Genomic DNA, 11785 nt, shown 5'->3' with positions numbered 1-11785 from the left:
GAAAACTTTAAAAAATGCTTTTCAACAGAAAGAGCACCGACGACTGGCCGTGTTTCGTCTCGGTGCTCTTACTGGTTCGCTCCTCACACGTCCATCAATATAACTGAGTCTGCCAAGGGTGTCAATACTTTTTACAAAAATTGTTTTTTTGAGTTGGCACCAGACCGGATTTGGGTGCTGTGGAGGGAGGCAGAACCTAGAAAATGCAAGGGTTTGGCGCGATCGCCCTTTCCTTGCATTTTGGAGAAAATTTTTATTTCACTTCCTGCATCCAGTCCAAAATCAGAGTATTCACCTCATTGGGTCGTTCGTCGTGGGGACAGTGGCCTGTGTTGGGAATTGAGACAAATTTGACGGGTTTACCGTTGGTGGCCAATTCTTGGTAAATCTGGCTACCGGCAATTGGCGTCCAGGGGTCGTCTGCGCCCCAAAGTACCAATAACGGACGATCGACCTTTGGCAGCAATTCTGACGGTTGAGGGCCTGCTGGGGCCGTGAGAATTGACGCAAATACTTGTTGAGCTCCGGGCTCGCAGGAGGGCGCGTGCAGGAGTTCTACGAGTTCGTCGGTAATGGCTTCCCGATTGCCGTAGACTTGGCGCAGGGTATTGCGGATCCGGTGTTTTTGGCGGATGTTGTTGAAGACAAAGGGGCCGATGATGGGCGATCGAACTAATTTAGCAAAAGTCCCCATGATTAATCCTAGGGGAAAACTCAGTTCTTCGGGTCGGTGGTTGAGTCCGCCGGCACAGTTGATTAAGACACCGCCGGCGGAGATTTCTGGATGGTTGGCGACTACCATCAAACTCAGCAAAGCGCCGATCGAATTTCCGACAAATACCGCCGGTTCCTGTACCAAATCTGCCCAGAAATCGGTGAGTAATTCTTCCCACAATTCCAGGGTGTAATCGAGGGCCGGTTTCCCGGAAGCCCCGAATCCCAGCAAGTCCAGGGCAAATACGCGGTAGCCGCCCGCAGCGAGTGCGGGGATATTTTGCCGCCAATGCCCGATCGAAGCTCCAAATCCATGAATCAAAATCAGAGGGCGGCCGGTGCCTTGGACGGTATATTGGATTTTGTGACCTTTCCAAGTCCAAATTAGCTTTTCTAAACTCGTTGCAGATACTAGCTCTTGTGCAGTCACGGATTTAAATGTAAATTTTCGTTAACTTCTTTAATCATAGCAGCACAATCCCGCTCCCGTGCGGGCTAGGAGCTGCAACTGTCATATAAATTAGGTACGTTGTTGGGCTTGAGCCTCCTTTAAGCATATATACAAAGAGGGCTAAAGCCCAACAACGTACCTAATTTATATGATGAGAATAAAACCAACCTGCTTGTTAAGGGGGATGCGAGGGGGATCTCGCAAGAGGATAAAAGCAAGATTTTTCAATGGTTTCAGGCTGAAGTTGACACCAATTACCAACTGTCAACTGTCAACTGTCAACTGTCAATTGACTAATTTTTTGCAACAACCAATAAGTCATCATCTCCCCCTTACCTTTTACCGGAATCATGCCTCGCCTCTCAAACAAATACTTATCTTTCAAAAGCTCATAAGTGACATCAGTAACTTGAATGTTTCCGGAAAATCCCGTAACTTCCATCCTCGCCGCCACATTCACCGTATCTCCCCACAAATCATAGGTAAACTTGCTCACACCAATCACTCCCGCTACCACCGGCCCGGAATTGATACCGATGCGAATTGCTAGTTTTTCTCCTGTCTCGGCCGACAACTTAGCTATTTTTTCCTGCATTCCCAAGGCCATTTGGGCGATCGCCTCAGCATGGTCATCTCTCGGCGTCGGCAATCCCCCAACTACCATGTAAGCATCACCAATCGTCTTAATTTTCTCCACACCGTACTTTTCAGCTAACTGGTCAAAGTGCGAAAAAATCACGTTCAATCGCTTTACCAACTCCGTCGGAGACATTCTCGCCGACAGTTCAGTAAATCCAACAATATCAGCAAATAAAACACTGACTTCTGCAAAACTATCAGCAATTGTAGTTTGCTCCGCTTTCAAACGTTCAGCTATTGGTTTCGGTAAAATATTTAACAGCAACTTCTCGCTTTGTTCCTGTTGAACTTTGAGCGCTTCTTGAGCTAATTTACGCTCTGTAATATCAGAGACAGTACCTTCATAATACATCAGCTCACCTTTTTCATCTCTAACAGCTCGGGCATTTTCTGATACCCAAATCCGGTGGCCGTCTTTGTGATAGACCATAGATTCAAAGCCCAACACAGCATTTTGTGCATCCATAGCCGCCTCGAATTGCTGGCGGCGTTCCGGCTCAATGTACACTTGAGAAGTATTTTTAATACATAACATCAGTTCTGCTGGCGAGTTATAACCATACAATTTTGCTAAAGCTGGATTAGCGCTAATAAACCCTCCTGAAGGCGTGCTTTGAAAAATGCCTTCCATCGCATTTTCGACAATGCTGTGATATCTTTCTTCAGCAATTCGCAGTAATTCTTCGGCTTTTTTGCGCTGAATCAAAGAACCTAATTGACTGCCTACAGCATCAAAAACATCTATAAATCGCGCGTCTTTCCTACCTGGCAAAATTTTAAAGAAAACCAGCACTGCCAAGAGTTCATCGCCTACCACAATCGGCACACCAAAAGCTGCTTTAAATCCGGTTGCTTGTGCTATTTGACTTCGAGTAAAAGGCGGGTAGCCCTGGGTAATATCTTCTACCCACTCCGGTTGCTTGGATACCCAAACTCGTCCCGGTAGCCCAATATTCCTGGCAAATGTCAGTTTTTTGCTTTCCCTGCGGAACCAGTCCATGCTGGCGTTGCCCGCATACCAACCCCTGGCAGATTCCAGGAAAGTTCTTTCTGCATTGGGAATCCAAGCTTCTCCTAAATCCCATCCGATTGTTTCGCCAACTTGGTGCAGAATTACTTCTAAAGCTGAGTCAAAGTTTACAGCTTCGCCGATCGCCCGCGTAATTTCCAGCAAAAACCGGATTGATTCTTGAGCCCGCTGCCGTTCCGCGATTTCTTCCTGCAATCTCGAATTGCGATCGTGCAATTCCCTGGCTTGCTGTTGCAGTTTCGATTGCAGCGATCGCAGGGAAAGTTGGTTTTCGACGCGGGCCAAAACTTCTTCTACTTGAAAAGGCTTAGTAATATAATCTACTCCTCCTACTTGAAAAGCTTTAACTTTTTCCAGCACGTCATCTAGCGCACTAATAAAAATCACCGGAATATCTTTAGTATTTTCAATTGTTTTTAACTGCTGACAAACTTCATAGCCGTTCATTTTCGGCATATTAATATCTAGTAAAATTAGATCCGGAGGAGACATTTGTGCCGCTTGCAGAGCCAGTTGTCCGTTAATCGCCTTCCTGACTTGATACCCGTGGGATGCGAGCATAGTGGATAAAAGTCGCAAATTGTCCGGCATATCGTCAACGATCAGAATGTCTCTAGGAGTCGCTGGTAGTGGCTGGTCGTTCATCATAATATAATTGAGTTAAATCAATAATGATATCTATCCGAAAATTCTCGACCAAATCTGTTAAAGCGTTAGCGAGATTTGCTTCATTTTCGGGAATTTGCTCGATCAGTTGGAGAATGCGATTGTCGTCAACGCAAAGTGCTGCTTGGTACAAATCGACTACCCAGTCTCTGGGCATTACACTCAAATCCTCCGCGGTCAAACTTTTCAGCAGTTGCGGTGCCGAACCAGAAGTAGATGAGTTTTCTTCCTCATAAATATACCGCAGGTTCAGGTGATGAGCTATCTTTTCAAATAGTACCTCTTCCCGAAACGGTTTACAAATAAAATCATCACAACCAGCAGACAAAATTATGTGTCGCTGTTCGTCAAAAGCACTAGCAGTCAGGGCAATAATTATGGTTTCTTTTCCTTCTGGAGTTTGTTTGATCAGTTTGGTTGCTGCGTACCCGTCCATCACTGGCATCAGCATATCCATTAAGATCAGGTGCGGCTTCCAAGTTGACTGTAAAGCAATTGCTTCTTGACCGTTAGTTGCTTCCTCGACTTCAAATCCCAGCGGTGCGAGCAGCTTAAGCAGCAGTTGGCGATTTTCGGCTACATCTTCAACTATTAATATCCGATAAATTGGCTGTCCGGCTTCTAAAGCAATAACTTGTTTTGCCGTCGTTTTTTCTTTTTCGTCGCTTTCTGTTACTAACTTAACCTGGATATTAAACGTGAAAGTTGTGCCTTGATCGAGTTGACTTTCTACCGAAATATCACCTCCCATAATCCTGACAAACTGTTGGCTGATCGGCAATCCTAGCCCGGTTCCCTGCATGGATTTTCGACCTGTTTCGGTTTGTACGAAGGGCTTGAATAATGTGGGAAGTTCCAAGGGGGAAATGCCGGGGCCGGTGTCGGAAATTTCAAACAGCAATTGAGATTGATTTCCTTCAGTCACGTTGGTTTCTGCTTGGCTGCTGACGCGCAGAGTAACAATTCCGTGTTGAGTAAATTTAATTGCATTGCCGAGCAGGTTAATTAAAACTTGCCGCAATTTAGATTCGTCTGTTTGAATGTACTGCGGCAAATCGCCGATATTTTCAAAGATTAGCTGCAAGCCTTTGGAGTTGGCTTTTAGTTGCAGCATTTCTCTGAGGCTGTCGAGAATGTTGTAGAGGTTGAAGCGGCTTTCATTAATGGTAATTTGACCTGCTTCTATTTTGGACATTGACAAAACATCATTGATGAGTTCTAGCAAATGTTCGCCGCTGCGGTTGATGATTTCTATGTATTCTTTTTGTTCTGGTGTGATAGAAATATTGCGAGCCATGACTTGGGAAAAACCGAGAATGGCATTGAGAGGCGTCCGCAATTCGTGACTCATGGAAGCGAGAAATTGGCTTTTGGCGCGGTTGGCAACTTCCGCGTTTTCTTTGGATTTAATCAGTTCCATTGACTGCCTTTGAGTGCGAGCGAGCAATTCGGCTTGCTGCAATGCTACTCCTAGCTGGGTGCCTACATGAACTGCAACGTTGATTTCAGCTTCGCTCCACTGACGGGGAGCTGAATTTTGATAGGATGCTAGCAATCCCCAGAGCTTGTCACCGCAGAAAATTCGGACGGTAATATAGGATTTGGCTTGAAATCTTTCTAGCAATTCGATGTAACAAGGGCTGAAGCCTTGCTTGTAAATATCTTGGACGCAAAGGTAAGTTTTACCTCTGCTGTAGGCTCCACCTGCGGTTTCTTGCAAATAAGTATCGCAGATTTCTTGTGAGGTGCTATCGAATTTTTGGACGAGGCAATTTTCGCTTTCTAAGGCGCCTTCTGTGAAGTTGGGGTCTATTTGCTGTGCTTGGATCAAAGAAATCCACTTGCTGTCAACGGATTCGGCTACAAATTCGCCGCTCCAGTCAGGATTGAAACGGTAAAGGCCGACTCGATCGCATTTCATGGTTTGGCGCAATTCTCGGGTTGTCGCGTGAAAAATTTCTCGGAGATCTAAAGTCTGCCGCATTCTTTCAATGATGCGGGCGATCGCTCTTTGGCGCAAAGCACTTTCTTGCAATTCGGTTTCTGCTTGCTTGCGTTCGGTAATATCTACAGCCATTGAAGCCGTACCGATTGCTTTGCCATTCTCGTCAATTAGCTCAGTATTGTACCACTCGCAGATGATAATTCTGCCGTCTTTGGTCAGATTTTCGGAAGTGGCGCTGGATTTGGCACTCAAGCCACGATCGAAAATCTCAGATGCTTGTTGGCGGTAGCTTTCAGGTACAATCAAATCGGTGGCGACTCTCCCTTTGGCTTCTTGCTCGCTGTAGCCAAAAATAGCTTCTGCTGCGGGATTCCAAGTGATAATTTCTAACCTCAGGTTTAACTCGATCACTGCGATCGGCGTTTGCTGCAATAAAAATGAGATTCTTTGCTGCGATGCTAGCAGTTTTTCTTCGGCTAATTTGCGATCCGTGATATCATTAGACGTGCCGAGAATTTGTTTCGGTTTACCATCAGCTTGTCTCAGAAATACTGTATCCCAACTGTGCATCCACCGCCATTCGCCGTTTTTGTGCCTCATCCGGTATTGAAATTCGATGATGTCACCACCTTGAGATCGATCGAACTTTTGAATATGTTGAAAAAAAGCCGATAAATCCTCGGGGTGCACCAGAGTTTGGAGCATGGCTTTACCCATATCTTGTATTTCTTCTGCCCCGTAGCCGAGGATCGTCGCAATTTGGCGGTTGGTGTAGACATTCCGCTGCTCAATTAAATCGTAAACGTACAATAGGTTGGGATTGGAATCGGCGATCGCCTGGATGAAGTGCTGGCTTTCTCGGAGTGCAGATTCTGCTTGTTTGCGATCGGTAATATCTCGCGCTACCATAATTACTGATTCTGCTGACAGCGGAGAAACTTTAGCATCTAGCCAAACTTCGCGATCTCCGACTGTATAGCTATATTCAACATTGATGCTTTGCTTCGTTTTGAGAACTTGTTGGATGGTATTTAATACCAAATCTGCTACAGATTGTGGCAAGACTTGATGGGCGGTTCTGTTAATCATTTCGCTGGCAGGTTTGGCAAAATTCGTCGCTGATGTCGGTGCGATTTTGATGCAGCGCCCTTCTGCATTTCTCACTAAAACTATGTCAGTCATGGCAGCAAAAATAGTCCGCAATTCTGCTTCTGACTCTTGCAGAGCTTGCTCGGCGAGGATGCGGGTGCGAATTTCTGCTTGCAACTGTTTATTTTGCCGATCGAGCTGCCCAAGTCGCTTTTTCTCTCGATCGATCAGTTGAACTTGAGCCAGCGCTATCCCTAGTTGAGCCGCCACCGCTTCTAACAAGTCGATTTCATCTTTCGTCCATTCCCGGTAGCGATCGCACTGGTGCAAGCAGATAGCGCCATTTGCCCTGCCTTGGTAGGAAGTGCGAATTGCCAGCATCGATTTTAACCCAATCTCGCGGCAAATCGGTCTAATAGCTTGCAAAAGATGGTCTGAGTAAACATTGTTGGAGGCGATCGGCCGATCTTGTATCATCATTTGTACGATGTGAGGATTTCCCCAAATAGGAATGGGTACGTTCCAAATAGATTCCCACTCGGGTTCGAGATACTCCGCCGCCAGAGGAATATCGACTTGGGGAGTAGTAATGTAAGTATGAATCAAGCAGCGATTGACGCAGAATGTCTGACCGATTTGAGTTGCGGCTGTTTGAAAAATTTGTTCTGGATGCAAGCTCGATCGAATTTCTTGAGTTATTTTGGCAATCAGCAACTCTCGCTGAACTTTCCGTTCTAAAGCAGATTTAGCTGCGGCAGTTTCTATTTCTGCTTGCTTGCGATCGCTGATATCAAAAAGCACGCCATACCAAACTATATCGCCATTGTCGCGCATTTCTGGTCGAGAATTAGATTGCAGCCATTTGAGTTTTCCCGACGGCGTAACAATCCGCCATTCTAAAGCAAAAGGTTCTAAGCTTCGAGCACTTTCACCAATCTTTTCTATCACATATTCTCGATCGTCTGGATGATTTTGACCGCATACCAAGGCAGCATTTTTTAATATTTCTTCGCTCTCTAATTCGTAAATATCTCGACAAGCATAACTAATATATTCAAATTTAGAAATTCCATCTATTTTTTTGACTAATTGGTAAATAACACCCGGTATATTAACCGCCAACTTCTGCAACCGCGCTTTGCTTTCGCGGAGTGCTTGTTCTGTCTGCTTCCGAAATTCTACCTCTCGTTGCAGTTGGATATTCTGCTGCTTTAATTGTTTCGATAGCTGTTGGATAGTCAATTGACTTTCGATCCGCGCTAAAACTTCTTCCACTTGAAAAGGCTTAGAAATGTAGTCAACACCGCCAATTTCAAAAGCTTTTACCTTATGAAAAGTTTCATTAAAAACGCTCAGAAAAATTACCGGAATTTCCCGAGTCTTTTCGTTGGCTTTCAGTTTTTCGCATACTTCGTAGCCGTTCATTCGGGGCATAGCAATATCTAGCAAAATCAGGTCTGGTAGAACGGTAAATTTAGCATTTACAACCATTCCTCCAGAAATAGCCCGCTGAACTTTATACCCTTCTTTCGTTAAGATATTTGATATAAACCGAAGGTTGTTAGGCTGGTCATCAATAACTAAAATGTGAATGCTTTCTTTGTCAATTACCATTTTTTCTAGAGCCATTTTTCCTGTCTATTGTTAGCAGGTCAATTATTTAATGAGGCGAAAAATTAATTTCCTGAAAATCAAATGATTCATCAAGCCTTTTCAAACTAAGCATACAGAGATTTTTTTAGATAAGTCCATTGACTGACGTGCCTTTTCCTGGTTTTTTTTTGATCTCGATATTAGATTGCCAACTCCTATTAACCGGATTTTTGCCATATTTTATCGTAAAAACAAATCCAATTATTCCCTGAAAATATTAAGTTTTGCCAAAGAAAATCATTGATTAGGCACTCCAGATTTTTAAACCTGAGTTTTTTAACTCTGTTCTAGGGCTGCGACGCGTCTTTTCGTACATCTAAGCCGGTTGATGCGCCCGGGATTTTTTTCGGTGGACTTTAGGCTTAACACTCCCAGGAGGATGACGCAAGCTTCTTGACATTTTAATGCCACCTTAAAAAGGTTTTAGCAGAGATACAGGCGCGATCGCAACCTGACGCGAAGAAACCTGGTTTTTTAATCTTGTCCGGGCTACAACGAAGCAAACGCTTGAAAAAACCAGTTTAGACGCACCCGCACTTCAACAGTTGACAGTTGACAGTTGACAGTTGACCCCCAGAGAGCGACCTCTACCTATAGGTCAGAGGATTGGAGTAATGAATAGTCTGATTTTAATTTCTCCCTCAAAGACTTCGGGCTTTCAACCAATTCTTTCTTTCTGGTAAGTTTTCAGATATTCACAGGCAACTAAGAGTATAGATTGACTGGCCCGCACCCACTGCCCGCCGTATCAACTCTTTTCTCCGTCTTTCCTAAGCCAGCAATTCCTTAAGTTTAGCAATATTTTCAGGGCTGAGGGAGATTTTAATTTCAAGTTCTTGGTCAGCCGCCCACAGCAACAGAGTATTATCTTCCCCCAAGGCGATTTCTGGATTGTTCAATTCAAGTGTTTGATATTTAACTTCGGGAATCCCTATGCGAATTACCAGTTCGGACTCCAACTGAGGATAGAGGTACAATTGTTGTTGCAGGTTGTCGAGTTCTAGTTTGTCAACTTTGTTATTGCGTTCGACAGGAGAATCGGGTTTGTACCAATAGAGAGTATCCTCGCGAATTTCGGGATTGACTATCACAAATGTTTCGTCAAAACGCTGGGGCTGCCAGTGAATTTCGCTCAACCCGCCGATTTGCGGAATCAGTCGCTCTACCCAGCTAATTTGTTTACCGTTGAGGTTTCGCCACCACTGACTGATATTATCGAGGTTGTTAGCATTTTCGGGGTCGTTGCTGCCGGAATGCCAGACTGTTTTTAGTTGCATATACAGGTTCTCCAGCGAATTTAAATTTGAGATTGCAGGCTTTCAATGGGAGATTGACTCGTTCTACAATAATCGGCATGGACTTACCAATTATCTACCACGAAGATTACGTTGCACCCCTGCCGCCGGATCACCGCTTCCCGATGGCAAAGTTCCGGATGCTTTACCAGATGCTGCTCGCGGAGGGGGTAGCAGATAAATCGCAATTTCACGCTCCCGAACTTCCCCCTCAAGAATGGATTGAATTAGTCCACGACCACCGCTACGTTCAAGCTTACTGCAACGGGACGCTGGATGCCAAAGCGACTCGGCGAATTGGTCTGCCTTGGAGTCGGGCCCTTGCTAACCGCACTTGCACTGCGGTTGCAGGGACGGTACTAACTGCAAAGCTCGCTTTAGACTGCGGTTTGGCTTGCAATACTGCGGGCGGAACTCATCATGCTTTCCCCAATTATGGGTCTGGTTTTTGTATTTTCAACGATTTGGCGATCGCCTGTCGCGTATTGCAAAAAATTGGTTTAGTTCGCAAAGTTTTAATTGTCGATTTAGACGTGCATCAAGGAGACGGAACTGCGGTAATTTTCCAAGATGACAGCAGTGTTTTTACTTTTTCGATGCACTGCGAGGTAAATTTTCCCGGCACTAAACAAAAGAGCGATTTAGATGTACCTTTGCCTGTCGGTATGGAGGACGACGAATATTTACAAACGTTAGATCGATTTTTACCTGAGTTGCTGTCAACTGTCAAGCCAGATTTAGTTTTATACGATGCCGGAGTAGACCCCCATCAGGGGGACAAACTGGGAAAATTAGCTTTGACTGATACGGGCTTATTTCGCCGGGAAATGCAAGTTTTGATGGCCTGTTTGGCTGGTGGTTATCCCGTTGCCTGCGTGATAGGGGGCGGCTATGCCGATGACATCAAGGGATTAGTTTACCGGCATTCGTTGCTACACCGAGCCGCAAGTCAAGCCTACAGGCAATATCGACTTTAAGCACGAACACTAAATAAGTAAAGGCGGCTATCAAATTATCAAATAATTGTGTTTGTTTCACTCACAAACTGGTCGATGGAATAGAAAAAAATAAACACTATTAGACGGCGAACTACCAGATGTCAGTACAAATTTAATTAGAGTTGTATTTATAAAAAAAACGCTCAGTTTAACAATAGACATTTGGCGAAAAATATGAAACCAGTGTCCTGCTCGATCAAAAACCTAGTTTCGCTCGATTTCTAATAGAATGCTGGCGATCGCCAGCAACAGAAGTTAGAGAGTCGCAACAGCTACGCCATAGACTTGCCCAACACTGTTAAACTCGGCCGCTACCTAGTTGCGGAACCTCAAAGCGCAAGCATCGTTCACTGTTATTAGTGGGCGGCCACTGCACGATCGGCCAATACGTATGCTTGGACAATTGCACTCTCGATCGCGGCCCAGAAGGGTCTCAATTGGGCCATCGAATCAACGCCTGAGCAATGGTGGTAAAATTATTCGGCGGCATCACTTTCGGAGAGGACACGAACATTGGTGCCAACGTTGTCATCTTGTCAGATCTACCTCCTGGCACAACAGCGGTTGATATGTCTGCCAATATTCTTAAATTTACCAAGGCTCAGGAAAATGATTAAATCAACCTTTCAGAAAATCCTTCGCCACTTTGCCATGCGTTACGGCAAGTTCCCAGGTCTCTACGTCAAATTCTGCAATCCGAGTTCCGAGGAATACACCCAATTTCTCCGCCTTCACGGCAACCTGTACTCGATCGGCGAAAATTGCACGATCCTGCCAAGCACGGTGTTTACAGACCCCTCCTACGTCCGCATCGGCAACAACGTCCACTTTTCCAGCTCTATCCTGATCGGCCACGACGGATCGATCGCCATGCTCAATCAAGCCTACAACGTCAAACTAGATGCTGTGGGCAAAATAGACATCCGTGACAACGTATTTATCGGCTATAACTCGATCGTCCTCCGCAACGTCACCATCGGCCCAAATGCGATCGTCGCCGCCGGTGCGGTCGTCACCAAAGATGTCGCAGAAGGCGATATAGTTGCCGGCGTTCCCGCTAAACCCATCGGACGCGTCGCAGACTTGGTGGAAAAATTGCAGGCTGAAACTCAAAGCCTACCGTGGGCCAATTTAATTAACAGTCGTGAAGGTGCCTATGACCCCGAAATGGAACCCCAGCTTACACAATTGCGATTGTCACACTTCTATAGAAATAAATAGACATATCCAATAATACTCAAACCATTATTTGACAATCTTGTTTTGAATGTTTTTTGGGCATTTTTGTGGTTTTTATTGGCAGTA

At 45.1% G+C, this 11785-nt stretch carries 6 protein-coding genes; 2 read left to right on the top strand and 4 right to left on the bottom strand.

The features are described from left to right. Positions 1 to 253: 253 nt before the first annotated feature. From QZ938_RS02575 to QZ938_RS02560, 4 genes are all read right to left on the bottom strand, one after another. Positions 254 to 1144 carry an alpha/beta fold hydrolase gene (locus QZ938_RS02575; protein WP_293157468.1) on the bottom strand — a complete coding sequence of 297 codons (891 nt, stop codon included), beginning with the start codon at positions 1142 to 1144 and terminating at the stop codon, positions 254 to 256. Positions 1145 to 1436: 292 nt separating this feature from the next. Then, on the bottom strand, positions 1437 to 3482 hold the full coding sequence (locus QZ938_RS02570) for an adenylate/guanylate cyclase domain-containing protein (RefSeq protein ID WP_293157465.1): 2046 nt from the start codon (positions 3480 to 3482) through the stop codon (positions 1437 to 1439). Next, positions 3448 to 8163: a PAS domain S-box protein gene (locus QZ938_RS02565; protein WP_293347694.1), complete on the bottom strand. Its 4716-nt coding sequence runs from the start codon at positions 8161 to 8163 to the stop codon at positions 3448 to 3450. Before QZ938_RS02565 ends, QZ938_RS02570 begins: the two co-directional genes overlap by 35 nt. Before the next feature lie 794 nt (positions 8164 to 8957). Next, positions 8958 to 9464: a hypothetical protein gene (locus tag QZ938_RS02560; protein WP_293347691.1), complete on the bottom strand. Its 507-nt coding sequence runs from the start codon at positions 9462 to 9464 to the stop codon at positions 8958 to 8960. A 77-nt stretch (positions 9465 to 9541) separates the two neighbouring features. Here QZ938_RS02560 and QZ938_RS02555 point away from each other — a divergent pair, with 77 nt between their 5' ends. Continuing rightward, positions 9542 to 10459, top strand: coding sequence for a histone deacetylase (locus QZ938_RS02555; RefSeq protein WP_293348004.1), 918 nt, complete (start codon positions 9542 to 9544; stop codon positions 10457 to 10459). A 630-nt stretch (positions 10460 to 11089) separates the two neighbouring features. Further along, a complete protein-coding gene (locus tag QZ938_RS02550; protein WP_293157456.1) occupies positions 11090 to 11701 on the top strand; it encodes a DapH/DapD/GlmU-related protein in 612 nt (203 codons plus the stop codon). Positions 11702 to 11785 lie beyond the last annotated feature (84 nt).

The sequence above is a fragment of the Microcoleus sp. CAWBG27 genome, assembly GCF_020883145.1.
Classification (GTDB): Bacteria; Cyanobacteriota; Cyanobacteriia; order Cyanobacteriales; family Microcoleaceae; genus Microcoleus.
Note: the sequence above shows the minus strand (reverse complement) of the source record. Positions and strands in the feature narration are given on the sequence as shown.